This window comes from Streptomyces axinellae, from assembly GCF_039532135.1.
Taxonomy (GTDB): Bacteria; Actinomycetota; Actinomycetes; order Streptomycetales; family Streptomycetaceae; genus Streptomyces; species Streptomyces axinellae.
The window spans coordinates 36666-53762 of the sequence record NZ_BAAARJ010000016.1; the positions used below are offsets into that span (position 1 = coordinate 36666).

A 17097-nucleotide genomic window follows, 5' to 3' on the forward strand; every position below is an offset into this window, starting at 1 on the left:
GGTCCGGCGGTGTCCGCGACGGGCGGCCCTGGGCCCAGCGTGTCACGTCCCTCCGGTTACCGCCGGGTCCATGCCCATCTCGCCGGACGGGCCCGCCCACAGCCCCGCCGGGCAGCCGCGTATCCGACCCCTACGGGACATTCCGGGGCGCCGGACCAGGGATACCCCCGAGCGGGGGTGTACCTAGCTACACCCCCGCCGTGGTCCTAGGCCCCCTCTTCCACTGGCGTGCTGCACGGCTGTCAAGACCCCCCGGCCTGCCGGGAGCCTTACGGGTATGACGACAGCGACCGAGGCGCCCCCAGCGCGCACTCAGCGAGCCGCCACCTCCCGCACGCCCCGCGACAGCTCCGGCTCCCAGGGCAGCGACTTCTCCCGGCTCTCCCGCAGAATCACCGAGGCGGGCCTCATGACCCGTAAACCCGTCTACTACGCGATACGGCTCACGCTGGTGGGCCTGGCGTTCGTCGCGGGCTGGGTGGCCCTGTTCACCGTCGGTGACTCGTGGTGGCAGCTCGCCGTCGCCGTGTACCTGGGCGTCCTCTACGGCCAGATGGCACTGGTCGCCCACGACCTCGCCCACCGCCAGGTCTTCCGCGGCCGGCGTGCCAGCGAGTGGTTCGGCCGCGCCGTGGGGAACGTCGGCATCGGCATGTCGTACGGCTGGTGGATGAACAAGCACACCCGCCACCACGCCAACCCCAACCACGAGGACCTCGACCCCGATGTGGCACCCGACATCCTGGTCTGGTCCCGCGAGCAGGCGGCCGAGTCCCGGGGGCTGCCGCGCTTCATCGGCCGTCACCAGGCCGCGCTCTTCTTCCCGCTGCTGACGCTGGAGGGCTTCAACCTCCACGTGGCGAGCTTCCGCGCGCTGCGCGAGCCGCACCTGAAGCGCAAGTGGCTGGAGGGCGGACTGATGCTTCTCCACACCGGCGCCTACCTCGCCGCGCTGTTCACCGCGCTGCCCGTGGGCATGGCGTTCGCCGTCCTCTTCCTGCACCACGCCGTCTTCGGCGTCTACCTCGGCAGCATCTTCGCGCCCAACCACAAGGGCATGCCCACGCTCCGCGGCGACGAGCGGCCGGACTTCCTGCGCCGTCAGGTGCTCACCTCCCGCAATGTGCGCGGCGGTCTGCTCACCGATGTGGCGCTCGGCGGCCTCAACTACCAGATCGAGCACCACCTCTTCCCGAGCATGCCCTCCCCGCACCTGCGCAAGGCCCAGCCGATCGTCCGCGACTACTGCGCCGAGCTGGGCATCTCGTACCACGAGACCGGCCTGATCGCCTCGTGGGGCGAGGCGCTCCAGCACCTGAAGGAAGTGGGGGAGCCGATCCGCGAGGGCGTCACCGCCGAAGCCGCTCAAGCCGTCCCCGGGGCCGGCTCCACTCCGCAGCCGCGCCCGGAAGCCGGGTCCGAGTCCCGCGGCGGTTCCGGGGGCGCTGTGCACAGCCTGGTCAAGACCCCCGCCGGTTGAGCCGGCCGGCCGGGTGAGCCGGGCGACCGGCGACCGGACGGCCGGTCAGCAGCGGCGCCGCCCGAGGTGAGGGCGCCGGTCAGCCCCGGTACGCGGCGGGCAACGGCTCCGCCGCGCCGGGCGCGTCCCCTTCCGGGGGTGCGGACCGCGTGCGGGCGTGCGGCGGCTCGGCGGACTCCGCCAGCCAGCGCCGCAGCACCCGGTGGACGGCCTGTGCGCCCACCAGTTCGGCCCCCGGCACGACCGGGGGCGACAGCTCCAGCGGGGAGAGCAGGAAGGCGTCGCTCTGCTCGCCGCCCAGCCCCCCGTGCGAGCCCACCTGCTCCTCGAAGGCGTGGACGGCCCCGGTCCCGGGATCGACCGAGGAGTTGACCATGATGTCCGGGGCGTGCGGAAAGCGCGCCGTGCGCAACACCGCCCCGGCGGCGCCGACACCCAGCCCGGCCAGCGGATCGCGCGGCCCGAGGATCTCGCCGCTCTCCAGCCGGTGTTCGGCACCGCCCTTGCCCAGCACCACGGGTCCGTGCTCCGCGCTTTCGACCAGCACGAAACCGATTCCCGGATGCTCGGCCAGCGTGCGCAGCAGCGCGGGCCTGAGCTCGTCGATCCGCTCACGGGTCAGCCGCCCCGGCACGTCGGGGAAGGAGATCAGGCCCAGGTTGCCGGAGGCGAGCACCACAGGGCCGGTATGCCTGGCCGGTTTGCGCGGCGGCTCCTGACGCCCGTCCTCGGGCCGGTGCAGTGCGGCGCGCGCCGCCGCCCGCGCCTCCGAGCCGCTGGGCGTACGCCCGGCGCTGCGCGGCACCTGAAGTCCGCTGCCCGCGCGCACCAGCTCCTCCAGCGTGAGCCCGTACGCCTCCTCGAACGTCTCGCCGTGGCTCTGCCCGTGGTCGGAGAGCAGCACCAGCCGGTAGGGGCGCGGTGCGCGCTCGGCGACCTTGGCGATCAGCGCGACGGACCTGTCCAGCCGTCGCAGCACCTGGCGGGTGTCGCGCCCGCGCGGCCCCGAGTGGTGCGCCACCTCGTCGTAGCCGACCAGATCGGCGTAGACGGCGGTGCGGCAGCTGAGCATGTCACCGAGCACGGCGGCCACCACCACATCCCGCTCGACGACCGTGGCGAACGCCCGGATGAAGGGGTACAGCCCGCCCCGGCCCACCCGCGGGCGCTCGCGGCGCAGCAGCGCGCGGGTGGACTGGGCCACCTCGCGGACCACCTCGCCGGCGAAGGAGACGGCGGTGCGGGTCGCATTGGCCGGGTCGGAGAAGTACGCGAAGTACCCGGCCCGGGAGCGGTTGTCCTTGCCGCGCCGGGCGGCCACCGACAGCACGAGCGCGACCTGCTTGGCCCCGCCCGTGAACAGGTTGCCCCTGCTGGCGCCGTCCTGCGCGAGCAGGCCCCGGTCCCCGGTGCGTTCGACGGCGCGGCGCTGGAGTTCCGCCGCGCTGGTGGGCCGGTTGCTGACGACGACCTCGCCGCTCTCCTTCTCGTACCAGCGGAAGGCGGGCACGTCCTCGTTGGTGCCGTGCAGGATGCCCAGTTGGCTGGCGCCGGTCTGGCTGGACCAGTCGGTGCGCCAGCGGGTGAGCCGGTGGGTGCGCGCGCGCAGCGCGGCGACGGCGGGCATCAGCGGCGTGCCGCCCGCAGGCGCCTCCAGTGCCTCGCTCAGCACGCCGTGGCCGAGCCCGTCGAGTTGGAGGAAGACGGTGCCGGGGGTGCCGAGGGCGGCGGCCGGTGCGCCGGTGCCCTCCCTGCGGCGCCGTCGCCCGGCGATGCGCGCGAGGCGGTGCCGGTAGGCGCGGTCGTCCCGTACGGCCAAGAAGGCGTTGGTCGCCGAGGAGGCGGCCGACATGGCGGCGGCCACGACCACCGCCATCGTGGGATCGGTGCTGCCCCGCCCGTACGGCACGAGGGAGAGGGCGAGCCACAGCAGGGAGCCGTTGAGGAAGAAGACGAGCACCCCGAGCACCAGCGCGGGCACCAGCAGGAAGGCCCGCACCAGGATCGGCCACACCAGTGCGCTCAGCAGCCCGAAGACCCCGGCGCCGACCGCTGCGGTGATGCCGATCACGGTGGCGCTGTCGCCGCCGGCGGACTGGAGGCGGAAGTCGGGCAGCACACCGGCCAGGACGAGCATCGTCACGGTGCTCACCAGCCACACGGCGCCGATCCGCAGCAGGGCGGCGCCCAGCCCGCGCCAGGAGAAGCCCGGCCCGCTCCGGGAGGCGGAGGATCCGCGCCGGAACAGCGGGGTGCGCCAGAAGGCGGGCCCGCGCCGGAAATCCGGTATGCGCACGCGGTCCTTCACCTCCTCACGGCCAGCGGGACATCGTCCACTTTTTCACAGCCGGCCACCCGGGTGAGGAGGCGCTCGGGAGTGGGCCCGGCCACAGGCGCGCTCAGGGCGCGCTTACGCTCGTAGGTGTCCGTACAGACGCCCGCACCGGTCCGGCGGCCCCTTCAGGGGCGCCGCGCACCGGGAAGCGCGGCAGGCCCCGGGAGCCGCGGCAGGTCCCGGATCCCGGAGAGTGCAGGAGGAACGCGCGTGCCGGTCGAGGTCACCTGGTGGGGACACGCCACGGCCACCGTGCGGGACTCGGGGGTCACGGTGCTCACCGACCCCCTGCTGGTACGCCGCCTCGCACACCTGCGGCGCAGGCGTGGCGCGCTGCCGCCACCCCGGGCCGCGCTCGCCGATGTGGTGCTCGTCTCCCATCTGCACGCGGACCATCTCCACCTCGGCTCCCTCGCCCGGCTGGCTCCGGGCACCCGCGTGGTGCTGCCGCGCGGCGCCGTGCGCGCCGTACCGGGGCTGCGCAGGCTGGCGCCGCTGCTGGACCTGGTGGAAATCGGGGCGGGCGGCGCGGTGACGGCGGGCCCGGTGACGGTACGCGCGGTTCCGGCCTCGCACGACGGGCGGCGGCTGCCGGTGGGCCGGCACACCGCGCCCGCGCTCGGGTACGTCGTCGAGGGCGAGGCCCGCACCTACTTCGCCGGGGACACGGGGCTGTTCGACGGGATGGCCGAGGCGGTGGGCCCGGTGGACACGGCGCTGCTGCCGGTCGGCGGCTGGGGGCCCTTCCTGGGGGAGCACCATCTGGATCCCGGACGGGCGGCCGAGGCGCTGGCGCGGCTGCGCCCGCGCAACGCGGTGCCGGTGCACTTCGGCACGTACTGGCCGATCGGGATGGACGCGGTCCGGCCTCACGAATTCCACTCCCCCGGCGCCGAGTTCGTCCGTCTCGCGGCGCGGCCGGCACCGGAGGTCGAGGTCCATCTGCTGCGGCACGGCGAGAGCGTACGGCTGGAGGCGGCCCGGTGAGCGGAGCGCTCGCGGGCGGCCTGGGCACGATGGCCGGGACGCTGACCGACACACTGGTGAAGCCCACGGAAGCAACCCAACAGGCCGTGGGCTACCCGTCGTTGTTCCTCCTGGTGGTGCTGGGATCGCTGGTGCCCGTGGTGCCGACGGGGGCCCTGGTGAGCGGCGCCGCGGTGGTGGCGCTTCATCAGAGCCTGCCGCTCTTCTCGCTGCTGACCGTGTTCGGCGTCGCCTCGTTCGCCGCCTTCCTCGGGGACATCGGGCTCTACTGGCTCGGCAGGCGCGGGGTCGGCTCGAAGAACGGCTCGCGCTGGCTGGCCCAACTGCGCGAGCGCGCGGCGCCGGAGCGGCTGGCGCAGGCGGACAGCAAGCTGCGCGAGCACGGGGTGGCCGTGCTGGTCGTCTCCCGGCTGGTGCCAGCCGGCCGGATCCCCGTGATGCTGGCCTGTCTGCTGGCGCGTACCCCGCTGCGGGAGTTCGCCCGCGGGGACGTCTTCGCCTGTCTGGCGTGGGCCGTCGTCTACCAGCTGATCGGCGTCGCCGGCGGCGCGCTCTTCCCGAGCCCCTGGGAGGGGATCGCGGCGGCGGTCGGGCTCACCCTGTTCCTCAGCACGGCCCCCTCCCTGTGGCGCCGGATCCGCCCGCCGCGCTCCTCCTGAGACTCCTCAGACGGCGCCGGGGGACGAGGCTCCGGGCGTGGGGGCCGGGCTCACAGGTCCGTGAGCCCGGCGCCCGCGGATCGTCAGTCCGGCGCTCACCGGTCGTGAGCCCGGGGCTTCCAGGGTGCGTCCGGAACCGGCGGGCGGGCCGTGCTACGCGGCGGGCTCCGACTCCAGTACGCGGGAGGCGCCCACCGGGAGGTCCCACAGGTCCTCGCGGTCGCGGCCCGCGTCGCGCCAGGCCGCACGGACGCGGATCAGCGGCTCCAGCGGCGGCTCGCCCGAGAGCAGGAACGTGGACCAGTGCATCGGCGCCATCCTCCGCGCGCCCAGATCCCGGCAGGCGAGCACGGCCTCCTCGGGGTCGGTGTGCACGGGCCGCAGCATCCAGCGCGGGTCGTAGGCGCCGATGGGCATCAGCGCCAGGTCGATGCCGGGGTAGCGGCGGCCGATCTCGGTGAACCAGTGTCCGTATCCGGTGTCCCCCGCGAAATAGAGCCGCCGGCCGTGCTGGTCGGTCAGCACCCAGCCGCCCCACAGGGAGCGGCAGGTGTCGGTGAGGGTGCGCTTGGACCAGTGGTGCGCGGGCACGAAATCGAACCGTACCCGGGCGCCCCGGCCGGAGCCGCCCTCTGGAACGGCGGCGGCAGCGGGCGCGGCCGTGGCAGCGGGCGCGGGCAGTTCGGCCCCCTCCCACCAGTCCAGCTCCGTGACGACGGTGAAGCCGCGTCTGCGGCACCACTCCCCCATCCCGGCGGGCACGAACAGCGGTGTAGCGCGCGGGAGTCTGCGCAAGGTCGGCAGGTCGAGGTGGTCGTAGTGGTTGTGCGAGATGACCACGGCATCGATCGGGGGCAGATCCTGCCAGGCGACGCCGACGGGGGTGACCCGAGCGGGGGTGCCCAGGATCTTGCGCGACCAGACGGGGTCGGTCAGCACCGTCAGACCGCCGATCCGCACCACCCAGCTGGCGTGCCCGGCCCAGGTGACCGCGAGCGTGTCGGGGCCGGAGTCGGGCATCGGGCCGGGGGCGAAGGGGAGTTCGGGGATCTCCTCGGCCAGTGTGGCGGCCATGGGCCGCATGGTGCCTTCCCTGGCGAGCCTCGCCATGGCACGGACCCCGGGCAGCGGCGCGGTGAGCCGGTCGGCGAACGAACGTGGCCAGATGCGCCGCGCTCCCACCGGACGGGGCGGCGAGAGCGTGGTACGCGGGGGCGCGAGGACCACATCGACGGGCCCCGGACCGGCCCCGCACGCCCCGGCGCCCCCTCCCGTCCCCTCTGCCCCGGCAGTACCGGCGGTACGGGAGCGGGCCGGGGAGGACGGATCCGAAGAAGGCGAAGGGGAGGACGACGCTGAAGATGGCGAAGGGGAAGGGGAAGACGACGCTGGGGCTGAGGTGGAAGGGCGCTCGGGGCGCTGCCCGGTCCGTTCTGTCATCTACTGAGGGCTCCCATCCGTGAGGTCGGCCAGCACCGACTGCACCTTTGCCAACGCCCCGCCCGCGCCCGGCAATTCCAGCGGGTCCAGGTCGGCGGGCACCTCAGACCGTCCCACACCCGCCGCGTGACCTGCCGGGCGGGCCCACCCGGCGTCGGTCAGCGCACCGGTCAGCACGTCCGTCGTGAGCCGCACCCGCAGCTCGCCCGGCTCCTCCCCGAAGCGGTGCCCGCCCTCGGCGTACGGGCCCAGTCGGCGGACCAACTCGGCCTCCAGGCCCGCCGCGTCGGCGATGCCGCGGGCGGCGAGGAGGGGCCGGAGCTGGTCGAAGTCGGCGTAGAGCTGACGCCCCAGACGCGGCGGTCGGCACACGGCGCCCGCCGCGATGACGGCACGGTGCAGCGCCCCGGCGAAGGCCCCGTGCAGCCGGGCGGCGGCGCCACGCCTGGCCAGCAGCGGCTCCGGCTCCCTCAACGCCTCGGCGGCGGCTGCGCCGACCGGTTCGGGCACCTCGGTGTGCAGGGCCGACAGCACCTGGCCGACGCCCTCCCCCAGCGCCCGGCCCCGGCCGGTGCTCGGGAAGCGGGCGATCCCCGCGTGCAGGCCGGGGGGCAGCAGCGTGGGCCCGAGCCCGGTGAGCACCACGATGGCCTCGGCCCGCTCGCCGGCGAACATCTCGGCGGGGCTGACGATCACTGTGCCGTGCGGGTCGTGCGTGGTGTCGCGCCAGGTCTCGTCGCTGACCAGCAGCAAGCCCTCGTCCGTCGCGGCCTCGACCACCTCGTGGAGCAGCTCGGGCGGCGCCGCCGTGCCGGTGACGTCGTCCGCGACGGAGACGATCAGCAGCCGGGGCTCGTCGCCCTCGTCCCTGGCCCGCCGCACCGTCTCCAGCAGCGCGAAAGGGTCGGGTACGCCGCCGCACTCGGCGGGGACGGGCACGGTCCGCGCCGAGTGGCCCAGCAGCCGGGCCTGCGGGGGATACCACGCCGAACAGGGGTGCGGGAGCAGCACGCTGCCCGCTCTGCCGCCCCAGGCGGCGCCGGAAGCGGCGCCGCGGCCGTCGGCATCGAAGGGGCCGTCCCCGTCGGCGGCGGCCAGGACGGCGAGCAGCAGGAGGGAGACGCCGGGGGCGACGGCGACCTGGGCGGGCTCCGTCGGCATGCCGCGCCGCTGCCAGTATCCGCACGCGGCCTCGCGGACAGCGGCGTCGGGTCCCTGCTCGGTGCGCCGCATCCGTCCCCGCCTTCTCCTGGGGTCCTCGGGTCCTGGGGTCTGCCTACCCGTACATCAGACAACCTGCATCTCGTACACCTTGGCAGAAGGCCGTGACAGCGGCAGCGGCGACACGTGCGGCCCATCGCGTCCGCCGGGGGCGCGGGGGCGGCTTGTCACGAGTGGCACGTACGGCACGTAGTGCATGAGCGGCACGTACAGCGCATACGGCCGGAAGCGGATCGTCACCGCGCTGCGGCGTTGCTCCCACCGCGCTGCGGGTCGCCACGGAGCTACGGTGTCCGGCCGAGGCGGCGCAACTCGCTCTCCATGCCGCGTCCGCGCGTGCGGACGACGGCGTCGGCGAGGTCGTGGAGCTTGCGGTTGCCGTGCTGGGAGAGGCGACGGAGGACGGAGAACGCCTCGTCGGCCGAGCACCCGGTGACCGCCATGATGATGCCGCAGGCGCGGTCCACCACCGGCCGGGAGCGCAGCGCGGTGTCGAGCTGTTCGACCTCGTCGAGCGCGGCCCGGTAGCGCACGTCCCGCACCAGGAGGGAGGCGGCCAGGTCACCGAGGAGCGCGGTGCCGGCGCGCACGTCCTCGTCCATGCGGTGGGGGCGGAAGGAACAGACGGTCAGCGTGAGGACCATCCCGCCGCGCCGGTAGGAAAGGGTGGTGCTGGAGCGCAGTCCGGCCTCCAGCGCGCGGGCCCGGTAGGCATCCCAGCGCTCCGCGTACAGCAGGTCATCGCCGCCGGCCAAGCGGCCGGTCGCCAGCGCGGTGGGTATGGGGCCCTCGCCGCACTCGCGCTGCACGGTCACGAGCGGCGTCAGGTCGGGGTGGGTGACGGCGACCTGCTGCCCCCCGGGGGCCGGGGGCATCTCGGCTCCGGCGTCGGAGAAGGTGGCGATGGCACCGCAGCACTCCGGGCTGAAGCGGGCCGCGCGCTCGGCGAGGTCGGCGAGGCTGCGCCCGAGTGATGCGTCCTCCGGCCGTTCGCCCGGCTCCAGAGGGGGCCGACGGATTCCGGTGTGCGCCGCGGGGACGTACGGGGAGGTGCCCATAGCGGCACGGCTGCCCGGCCCGGGAGATCGGAAAACGGCCGGATATACCCGCCCCGGCCGCGATTCTTCCGCGAAAGCGCCCGGAGCGGACCGGGGGTCCGCGGGTGCGTCTAGGTTGGGCACCATGACCGGGGTAGATGAGTTCGGCACCGAACTCGCAGATTTCCGTCGGCGCGTGGACGGGCTCAAGGCCGCGCGTGCCCTGCCGGACACCGAGCCGCTCTCGACCCTCGACGCCGCACTGTTCGAACTCCAGCACGCCGCTGACGTGCTGTGGCCCCGGTACGAGGAACTGGTCGCGGCAAGCCGCAAGGGCACCGACCGGACCGGGAGCCGGGAGCCGCAGGTGCTGCGCGCGCTCTTCCAGCGGCTGCCGGTCCCCGTGACGCTGCTCGACCGGGACGGGGTGGTGCGCCGGATGAACACGGCCGCCTCCGAGCTGTTCGGAATAGGCGCCGGCTACGCCTCGGGACGGCCGCTGGCCGGTTCGCTGGCACACAGCGCCCGGGCGGCGTTCCGCTCGCAGGTGGCGGCCGTCGCCCGCGGCGAGGGCTCCCGCAGCCTGCGGGTCCATCTGCTGCGTCCCCCCTGCACCGAAGCGCCCGAGTCCAGGGAGCTGCGGGTGACGCTCAACATGCTGCGCACCCCCGGCTCCCAGCGCGGCACCGTGCTGGCGGTCTTCCAGCTCGTCGCCCACACGGTGCCCGTCGTCCCGCTCCCGGGCCGGCCGTCGGGCCGGGCGTCGGACCGCTCGTCGGCGGACCGCTCGTCGGACCCGTCGCCGGGCCGGACATCGGCTCAGTCCCCGGGACGGCCGTCAGGGCAGGCGTCGTGGGGGCGGCCGTCCGGGCAGTCCCCGGAGCGCGGACGGCCGGAGTCCGCGCGCACGCTGCCGGAGCTGACCCGCCACGCGGAACTGCTGGACCTGGTGGACGACGTGGCGGCCGAACTGCTGGTCTCCGCGTCCGCCGAGGAGGCGGTCACCCGGGCAGCCGCCGTCCTGCACACACGCTTCGCCGACTGGGTCGTGGTGGACCGCCGCCACGGCAGCGGGCGGCTGCGCCGGTCACTGGTCCTCGCGCCCGAGGGGGCCGGGGAAACCCGCGAGGCGATCGCGGCCCAGAACCCCGCCGAGGTCCCCGTGGTCACCGATGCCGCCCAGCGGGGCTCCGAGACGCTCCTCGTCCGCCCCGAGGGGCCGGAGGCCCTGGGCACGGACACCACGGGCGCGCCCGTGCTCGCGCGGGCCGAGGTCAGCTCCCTGCTGTGTGTCCCGCTGACCGCGCCGCCCGGCCTTCCCGGATGCCAGGGCAGGACGGGGCGGCGGGCAGCCGGGGAATCGGCGCTGGGCGCGCTGACCCTGCTGCGCAGCGGCGGCAGAAACGCCTTCGGGCTGGCCGAGGCGGGCGTGGTGGATCGGATGGCCCGCCATCTGGCGCTGGCGCTGGGCCGTTTCGAGCGTCCGGCCGAATCCGTGCCCGCCGATGCCGGGGCCGTTCGCGAGGGCACCGGGACCGGGCCCAAGGATGTCGGTTCCGTGCCCGAGGGTGCCGAGAGCACCTGAGAGACACCCGCCACGGGGCCCCGCCCGTCCGCTGACGGGTCGGGCGGTCCGGCGGCGCGCGGTTCGGCGGTCCCGCGGGGCGCAAGTCCGGCCGGCGGAGCGGATGGCCACGGTTCGGCCGGCGGACCTGATGACCGGATATGCCGCGTCAGGCGACGGCGCGCGCGTGGGTCGTCGTCCTGCGCCTGCGTCCCGTACGCGCGCTCTCGCGCTCGCGGGGCCGGTCCGCCTCGACCTCGTTGTGGAGGCGGTCGCATGTCCGGCTGATGAGCCGGGAGACGTGCATCTGCGAGATGCCGAGCTGTTCGGCGATGCGGCCCTGCGTCATGTCGCAGAAGAAGCGCATGTACAGGATGCGCCGCTCGCGCTCGGGCAGCTTGCGAAGCCGGGGCCGGACGGCTTCACGGTACACGACCCGGTCGAACCCGGGTTCGATCGCACCGATCGTGTCGGCCAGCGAGTAGCCGTCCTCGGCCCCGGGGAGTCCGGCGTCCAGGGACAGGGTGCTGTAGCTCTCCAGCGCCTCCATGCCGACGAGCACGTCCTCCTCGGACAGCCCGCAGTGCTCGGCGATCTTCGTGACCGTCGGGCTGCGCCCGTCGGGCGAGCAGCTCAGCTCGCGCTGTCCGACGCGTACGCGGTTGCGCAGTTCCTGCACGCGCCGGGGCACGTGCAGGCCCCACATGTGATCGCGGAAGTGCCGCTTGATCTCGCCGACGATGGTCGGCACGGCGAAGCTCTCGAACGCGCAGCCGCGCGAGATGTCGTAGCGGGCGACGGCCTTCACGAGCCCGAGGGCCGCGACCTGTTCGAGGTCTTCCAGGGTCTCGCCCCGGTTGCGGAAGTGCCGGGCCAGCCGGTCGGCCATCGGCATCCAGGCGCGCACGACCCGCTGTCGCAGCTCCTCTTTCTCCGGGCCGTCCGGCAACTCGGCGATACGCCGGAACTCCCCGTCGGTGTCGGGGGCGTCGTCGTGAGGATGCCTCGCGCGCTTCGTCCGGGTCCGTACGGTCATCGGCCCTGCTCCCTAACGCTGACGTGGTGGCGGACAGTCACCGCGGGAACTGGGCACAGGCGGGGCGGCGAGCCGGGCGAGCACAGGTCGCTCCCGCGGATGTGCCTTCATTCCGAAGCACGGAATCCCGGGTGCCCGAGCGCTCCCGGGGCAAACCCCGGGCATTCCGGGGGCGTTCGGGCGAGTTCCCCGGCGGCCACTTCGGCGGGATCTTCGACGGGGCACTCCGAGCCCCCAACTCCGTTGCCACCGGCCCGTGTCGGATGCGGATCGGCGGGTACCTCGTGCCTCCCAGCAAAGGGCGGCACAGCGAGTGCGCGGCACAGTGAGTGCGCGGCACAGTGAGTGCGCGGCACAGTGAGTGCGCGGCACAGTGAGTGCGCGGCACGAGGAAGAGCGGCAAAGGGACGAGACGATGGCACAGTTCGTGAGGGAAGTCATGACGCCGGCGGCCACGACGGTGCGTCCCGACGCGTCACTGGTCGAGGCGGCGCAGCTGATGCGCGCGCAGGACATCGGCGACGTACTGGTGGCCAAGGAGGGCCGGCTGGTGGGGGTGCTCACCGACCGCGACATCGCGCTGCGCGCCGTCGCCGACGGAGTGGACCCGCTGGGCGTGAGCTGCCGGTCGGTCTGCACCCCCGACCCGGTGACGGTGGGGCCCGACATGGAGGTGGTGGCGGCCATCCAGCTGATGCGGGCGCATGCGGTCCGGCGGCTCCCCGTGCTGGACCACGGGAAGCTGACCGGGGTGGTCAGCATCGGGGACCTCGCCCAGGAGAACGACCCGGACTCCGCGCTGGCCCAGATCAGCCGGGCGGCACCCGACAGCTGGCGGCAGGACGGCGCGGTCGGCTGGATGTGACGCGCACACGCACACAGCGTCCGAACGGATATGACGCGCACCCGCATACGACTGTCCAAATAATGGAATGATGTTGCTCGCATGGCAAGACGCGAGCAATGTACATGCATGGCACACGAGACCGCCGTGTACACCCACGGCCACCACGACTCCGTCCTGCGCTCCCACCGCGCGCGTACGGCGGCCAACTCGGCCGCCTACCTGCTCCCCGAACTGCGGCCCGACGCACGCGTCCTCGACATCGGCTGCGGCCCCGGCACCATCACCGCCGACCTCGCCGCGCTCGCCCCGCGAGGCTCGGTCACGGGCCTGGACGCCGCCGAAGGCGTACTGGAGACGGCGCGGGCGACGGCGGCCGAACGCGGGCTGCCGAACGTGGAGTTCACCGTCGGCGACGTACACGCGCTCGGCTTCCCGGACGCGTCGTTCGACGTCGTACATGCCCACCAGACACTCCAGCACGTGGGCGCCCCGGTGGCCGCGCTGCGCGAGATGCGCCGGGTATGCGCGCCCGGCGGCCTGGTCGCCGTGCGCGACGCCGACTACGGCGGAATGTTCTGGTACCCGGACACCCCGGTGCTGGACGAATGGCAGGACCTCTACCGGAAAGTGGCCCGCGCCAACGGCGGTACCCCGGATGCCGGACGTCGGCTCCACGCGTGGGCGCGCGAGGCGGGCTTCACGGATGTCGCCCTCACCACCAGCACCTGGACCTTCTCCTCACCCGAGGAGCGGGCCTGGTGGAGCGACCTGTGGGCCGAGCGCACGGTGGCCTCCAGCTACGCCGGCATCGCGGTCGCGGGCGGGCTGGCGAGCCGCGAGGACCTGGAACGGATCTCCACGGCGTGGCGCACCTGGGGCGAGCAGGAGGACGGCTGGTTCACGGTGGTGCACGGGGAGATCCTCTGCCGGGTCTGAGGCAGGACGCGCGGGGGTGCGGGTGCGCGAGGTGCGGGTGCGCGAGGTCGTGCGTGAGCGTGCGCGGGTATGCGGGTGCTCCTGCGCGTGTACGCGCGGCTGATCACCGTCGCCCCCATGGCAGTTGGGCTCTCCGGCGAGGACGCAATTAGGCTGGGCGCATGGATATTCTGGGGACCTCACTGCGCGTCTGTGTCGACGATCTGGATGCTGCCGTACCGGTGTACGAGCGGCTGACGAGCGCGGAGGCGGTCCGCTTCCAGAACGGCCCGGTATCGGTCGCGGCCGTCGGCCCCTTCGTCCTGATGAGCGGCCCCGAAGGGCACCTGGAGATCCTTCGTAAGATCGCCGCGACCCTCGCCGTGAAGGACGTCGATGAGGCCCTGGCCGACCTGCACACCGTGGGCGCCGAGGTCATCGCGGGCCCCATGCCCACCCCCATCGGCCGCAACCTGATCGCCCGCCATCCGGACGGTAGCGTCTTCGAATACGTGGACCGGCAGGGCCCGTCCGCGGAGTGACGCCCCGGGCCCGTCCCGTCCACCGGCGCGTGAAGGGCCGGTGGACGGGGACAGGGCCTGACCTGGCCAGGCCAGGATCGGAGCGGAGCGGATCGGAACGAACCGGTCCGGATCAGGGCCGAGCGGGGCGCATGCGGAAGTCGTAGCGGTCGGGCAGGGGTTCGTCCGTGAGCGCGGCCCACGTATCGCTGAGGACTTCCTCGCCCTCCCGAAGATCATCGGCCTCGAAGCCCGGGGTCCGAGTAGGAACGGTCCGGGAAACCGGTGTTGCTGTCAGAATTTTTGACACTGCTTTGCTGGGGAGTTGGCGACTGTCTCCATGGATTTGACGCCCGATCAGGCAGCACTTGCGCTAGAACGTCACGACTGCCCGAACTGTGACGCACCCGCCGGCAGCGCCTGCCGCACCCGGGGCGGGAAGACCGCCGCGAAGTACCACACCCCGCGCTTCGTCCGCTCGTCCCCGCGCTCCGCGAGGAACTGGAGATCTCCGTCCCCGCCGACCGCGCTCCTGGCCGCGCATGGAAGCAGCAACCGGCGCTCGCCGTCCCCGCGCCCCGCACCGAGCGACCGGTGAGAATCGGGTACGCAAGGACATCGACCGCCCGCCAGGAGCTGGCGAGCCAGCTCGAAGCCCTCCACCGGAGAGGGTGCCACAAGGTCTTCAAGGAGCAGATCAGCACCGCATCAAGGTCCGGCCCGAGCTGGAGAAGGCGCTCGCGCTGGCCCACCAGTTCAAGGAGGCCGCGCCGGAGACGCCGGTCATCTTCACGGTGCACGAGCTGAAGCGTCCGGCCAGGAACGCGGCCGAGATGATGACGCTGTCCGCCGAGCTCCAGGCCGGCGGTATCCAGCTCGAACTCCTCACCGGTCCGCTCACCGGGATCTACGACCCCAACGGCCTGGGCGCGATGTTCTTCGCCGTGCTGGCCGTCGCCGGGCAGATCGAGCGCAACTACATCCGGGAGAAGACCCTCGAAGGCCAGGTCGTCGCCGCGTCCAAGGGCAACCATGGCGGAACACCCGCAGGTCATCGACGACGACATGCTCACCTTCGCCGTCACCCTGAAGGACAAGGGCGTCCCCGTCCCGGAGATCGCGAAGAAGCTCACCATCAAGGTCGGGAAAACGCGGGCAAGTCCCCCTCGGTCGCCTCGCTCTACCGGGCCCTCGCCGAGGCCGCCGCGGTGGACGACGGCCTGCCGCTGCGGCCCAAGCCCGTCCGTGCCCGCCGGCCCGAGGACCCGCTCACCCCCGAGGAGATCGAACTGCGCGAACGGCTCCAGGCCCAGCCCCAAGCGAACGCCGCGGGCGCCCCCCGTGGATGACCTCGCCACCGCGCGCGCAGGAGTACGCGAAGGTGTACGACGAACTCCTCGGTGCCGCAGCCCGGCTCGACATGCTGCGGCGCCTGGAAGGCGGCAGTGTCGACGCCCACGCCACCGCCGCCATGCACGGACTCCGGTTCGCCGCCACCATCCTCTGGCCCACCGTCCCGAACACCCCGCCGCCCGGCTACCGCCACGACAGCGAGCACCTGCTCCAGCTCACCGCGAACTGGCGCGAGGCGGCGCGCGAACTCGGCGATTGGTGGGACGAACACGGCATCTTCGTGGATTTTGAAGCGTAGAGAACCCCATGATCCACAGGGGCCGTGTTGGCCTGCTTCTGGGGCTTGCCACCGACGTCAACCGACCCAAGCTCGAACGAGCCGGGCAAACGCCGGGTCCCTGCGATGAACCCGACTGGCGTGAGGATCGTTTATGAGTTGCAGCTCGCTCATGTTCTTGACGCCGCCTAAGCGTTGTCCCGCAACTCGGGGCGGAAACTCATGGGGCATCACGGCCGGATCGACTTGTCTGGTTCCGTCCCGGCTCACAGTCTCAACGGGCCTCCGGCCAACCAGGTCGAACCGGACGCCGACACGCCGTCTCTAGAGTTGCGGGACAACCCTTGGACGTTGACGTCAGGGCTGCGTAGCCAATCGAAGGAGTGGTACCGATGGTCGAGGACTCGAAAAGACTGGAGTTCTTGGATGCTCTTGACGACCCCTCAATTAAGTGGCATGCAGTCCAGTCCATGGACTTTGGAGTTCTGGATAAAATCCTACATGAGGGTCTGCCGGCCTCGTCTCAGTCCGAGGACGGTAAGTGGTGGCAGGTATGCGTATCAAGGTCCCCCGGTTCAACCGCCAAGGATGGCGAGCTTTATAACTCATTCTTGAGGTATACAATGGAGCCTGCTCGCTTTGCGGTCGCGATACGCACTGACAAGAGCCACCGTCCAGAACAGTGGTTTTTCCAGGATGAACAGGTCACCACACAGCGAATCCCTCCGGCCGACATAGTAGCGGTAGCGGCCAACGATAGAACACTCGCTTCGCCATTGTCGGCAGCAAAAGTAGACGGCCTTCAGATAAATTCCGGCAACCGTGAGTACTTTGAAGGAAATATCGAATGGATGCACAAAGTCTGCGGTGAAGTGATTGCAAAAGAATTTCGGGAAAAGTGGGCTGGCGCGGGTGTGGGAAATGACCGTGTCCAAAGGCTAATGCTTCGCGAAATCGGATCACATATGCGCACGTCAGATCGCGGCAGTTCCACCGTGGCCGACGCCATCAAAGACTGCATTGTTCGAGCCGGAAGCTCCGCCACTCTTTTCTCCTGGGACGACCAGACCAAACAAGCCCTAGAGTCCATCACCGAGCAGCTTAGAGCCGGTCAGGCAATCACCTTGCCCCTAAAGGACTTGGTCCAAAACTGGCGGTCACAGCAAGCGATTGCTGCGGCAGCAAGGCTGCTCACCCCTACTGACAACGTCAGAAATCAGGCCGCCACTTCCTCCGGTTCTTCAGTCCAAAGCTGGCGGCCACAGCAAGCGATTGCTGCGGTAACAAGGCGGTTGCGTCCTCAGAGCGGTAGAAAATCTCGATAAGGGGTTCCGTAGGGTTGACCTCGATTCTTAACATTGAGCCTTTTCCGTGCGCCCAGCAGGCAGGAGGCAGGGCGATTGCCAGGGCGCTGGTTCATCGACG

Annotated in this window: 15 protein-coding genes and 1 pseudogene; 11 read left to right on the top strand and 5 right to left on the bottom strand. The window is 72.3% G+C overall.

The window, feature by feature from the left end; translation table 11 throughout:
* The first annotated feature begins 277 nt into the window (after positions 1-277).
* Entirely contained in the window at positions 278-1480 is a 1203-nt protein-coding gene (locus ABD339_RS22945) for a fatty acid desaturase family protein (protein WP_344568312.1), read from the top strand.
* Between the two features lie 79 nt (positions 1481-1559).
* Here the strand turns inward: ABD339_RS22945 and ABD339_RS22950 are convergent, their stop codons facing one another.
* On the bottom strand, positions 1560-3617 hold the full coding sequence (locus ABD339_RS22950) for a phage holin family protein (protein ID WP_425576074.1): 2058 nt from the start codon (positions 3615-3617) through the stop codon (positions 1560-1562).
* Positions 3618-4025: 408 nt separating this feature from the next.
* Here ABD339_RS22950 and ABD339_RS22955 point away from each other — a divergent pair, with 408 nt between their 5' ends.
* Together ABD339_RS22955 and ABD339_RS22960 are read left to right on the top strand one after the other, a co-directional pair.
* Complete coding sequence (locus tag ABD339_RS22955; RefSeq protein WP_344568313.1) at positions 4026-4802, top strand: MBL fold metallo-hydrolase; 777 nt, start codon at positions 4026-4028, stop codon at positions 4800-4802.
* 29 nt (positions 4803-4831) lie between these two features.
* On the top strand, positions 4832-5461 hold the full coding sequence (locus tag ABD339_RS22960) for a DedA family protein (protein WP_344568451.1): 630 nt from the start codon (positions 4832-4834) through the stop codon (positions 5459-5461).
* A gap of 153 nt (positions 5462-5614) precedes the next feature.
* Here the strand turns inward: ABD339_RS22960 and ABD339_RS22965 are convergent, their stop codons facing one another.
* The 3 genes from ABD339_RS22965 to ABD339_RS22975 form a co-directional block, all read right to left on the bottom strand.
* Positions 5615-6901 carry an MBL fold metallo-hydrolase gene (locus ABD339_RS22965; protein WP_344568314.1) on the bottom strand — a complete coding sequence of 429 codons (1287 nt, stop codon included), beginning with the start codon at positions 6899-6901 and terminating at the stop codon, positions 5615-5617.
* Positions 6902-8134, bottom strand: a complete 1233-nt coding sequence (locus ABD339_RS22970) for an aminotransferase class I/II-fold pyridoxal phosphate-dependent enzyme (protein WP_344568315.1) — start codon at positions 8132-8134, stop codon at positions 6902-6904.
* A gap of 272 nt (positions 8135-8406) precedes the next feature.
* Positions 8407-9180 (bottom strand): ANTAR domain-containing protein, encoded by a 774-nt coding sequence (locus ABD339_RS22975; protein WP_344568316.1) that lies wholly within the window; start codon positions 9178-9180, stop codon positions 8407-8409.
* Between the two features lie 124 nt (positions 9181-9304).
* Between ABD339_RS22975 and ABD339_RS22980 the strand changes: the two genes are divergently transcribed.
* Positions 9305-10744 carry a PAS domain-containing protein gene (locus ABD339_RS22980; protein WP_344568317.1) on the top strand — a complete coding sequence of 480 codons (1440 nt, stop codon included), beginning with the start codon at positions 9305-9307 and terminating at the stop codon, positions 10742-10744.
* 148 nt (positions 10745-10892) lie between these two features.
* Here ABD339_RS22980 and ABD339_RS22985 read toward each other — a convergent pair whose 3' ends face one another.
* Positions 10893-11759: a SigB/SigF/SigG family RNA polymerase sigma factor gene (locus ABD339_RS22985; protein ID WP_344568318.1), complete on the bottom strand. Its 867-nt coding sequence runs from the start codon at positions 11757-11759 to the stop codon at positions 10893-10895.
* Positions 11760-12174: 415 nt separating this feature from the next.
* Between ABD339_RS22985 and ABD339_RS22990 the strand changes: the two genes are divergently transcribed.
* The 7 genes and pseudogenes from ABD339_RS22990 to ABD339_RS23020 all read left to right on the top strand — a co-directional run bounded on the left by ABD339_RS22990 (position 12175) and on the right by ABD339_RS23020 (position 16997).
* On the top strand, positions 12175-12624 hold the full coding sequence (locus tag ABD339_RS22990; protein ID WP_344568319.1) for a CBS domain-containing protein: 450 nt from the start codon (positions 12175-12177) through the stop codon (positions 12622-12624).
* 108 nt (positions 12625-12732) lie between these two features.
* Complete coding sequence (locus ABD339_RS22995; RefSeq protein ID WP_344568320.1) at positions 12733-13542, top strand: methyltransferase domain-containing protein; 810 nt, start codon at positions 12733-12735, stop codon at positions 13540-13542.
* A 161-nt stretch (positions 13543-13703) separates the two neighbouring features.
* A complete protein-coding gene (locus ABD339_RS23000) occupies positions 13704-14063 on the top strand; it encodes a VOC family protein (protein WP_344568321.1) in 360 nt (119 codons plus the stop codon).
* Positions 14064-14382: 319 nt separating this feature from the next.
* The gene (locus ABD339_RS33870) at positions 14383-14640 is read left to right on the top strand and encodes a zinc finger domain-containing protein (protein ID WP_425576066.1); all 258 of its coding nucleotides are present in this window, start codon (positions 14383-14385) and stop codon (positions 14638-14640) included.
* A pseudogene (locus ABD339_RS23010) lies at positions 14637-15391 on the top strand (recombinase family protein). Before ABD339_RS33870 ends, ABD339_RS23010 begins: the two are co-directional and overlap by 4 nt.
* Positions 15388-15693: a hypothetical protein gene (locus tag ABD339_RS23015; RefSeq protein ID WP_344568323.1), complete on the top strand. Its 306-nt coding sequence runs from the start codon at positions 15388-15390 to the stop codon at positions 15691-15693. The pseudogene ABD339_RS23010 and the gene ABD339_RS23015 overlap by 4 nt, the downstream one beginning before the upstream one ends.
* A gap of 371 nt (positions 15694-16064) precedes the next feature.
* The gene (locus ABD339_RS23020) at positions 16065-16997 is read left to right on the top strand and encodes a hypothetical protein (protein WP_344568324.1); all 933 of its coding nucleotides are present in this window, start codon (positions 16065-16067) and stop codon (positions 16995-16997) included.
* Positions 16998-17097: the final 100 nt, after the last annotated feature.

Bases quoted from the DNA above. Each gene is read 5' to 3' on its own strand.
- ABD339_RS22945 (WP_344568312.1), top strand. From the start codon at position 278: ATGACGACAGCGACCGAGGCGCCCCCAGCGCGCACTCAGCGAGCCGCC.
- ABD339_RS22950 (WP_425576074.1), bottom strand. From the start codon at position 3,617: ATGCTCGTCCTGGCCGGTGTGCTGCCCGACTTCCGCCTCCAGTCCGCC.
- ABD339_RS22960 (WP_344568451.1), top strand. From the start codon at position 4,832: ATGGCCGGGACGCTGACCGACACACTGGTGAAGCCCACGGAAGCAACC.
- ABD339_RS22965 (WP_344568314.1), bottom strand. From the start codon at position 6,901: ATGACAGAACGGACCGGGCAGCGCCCCGAGCGCCCTTCCACCTCAGCC.
- ABD339_RS22970 (WP_344568315.1), bottom strand. From the start codon at position 8,134: ATGCGGCGCACCGAGCAGGGACCCGACGCCGCTGTCCGCGAGGCCGCG.
- ABD339_RS22975 (WP_344568316.1), bottom strand. From the start codon at position 9,180: ATGGGCACCTCCCCGTACGTCCCCGCGGCGCACACCGGAATCCGTCGG.
- ABD339_RS22980 (WP_344568317.1), top strand. From the start codon at position 9,305: ATGACCGGGGTAGATGAGTTCGGCACCGAACTCGCAGATTTCCGTCGG.
- ABD339_RS22985 (WP_344568318.1), bottom strand. From the start codon at position 11,759: ATGACCGTACGGACCCGGACGAAGCGCGCGAGGCATCCTCACGACGAC.
- ABD339_RS22990 (WP_344568319.1), top strand. From the start codon at position 12,175: ATGGCACAGTTCGTGAGGGAAGTCATGACGCCGGCGGCCACGACGGTG.
- ABD339_RS22995 (WP_344568320.1), top strand. From the start codon at position 12,733: ATGGCACACGAGACCGCCGTGTACACCCACGGCCACCACGACTCCGTC.
- ABD339_RS23000 (WP_344568321.1), top strand. From the start codon at position 13,704: ATGGATATTCTGGGGACCTCACTGCGCGTCTGTGTCGACGATCTGGAT.
- ABD339_RS33870 (WP_425576066.1), top strand. From the start codon at position 14,383: ATGGATTTGACGCCCGATCAGGCAGCACTTGCGCTAGAACGTCACGAC.
- ABD339_RS23015 (WP_344568323.1), top strand. From the start codon at position 15,388: ATGACCTCGCCACCGCGCGCGCAGGAGTACGCGAAGGTGTACGACGAA.
- ABD339_RS23020 (WP_344568324.1), top strand. From the start codon at position 16,065: ATGGTCGAGGACTCGAAAAGACTGGAGTTCTTGGATGCTCTTGACGAC.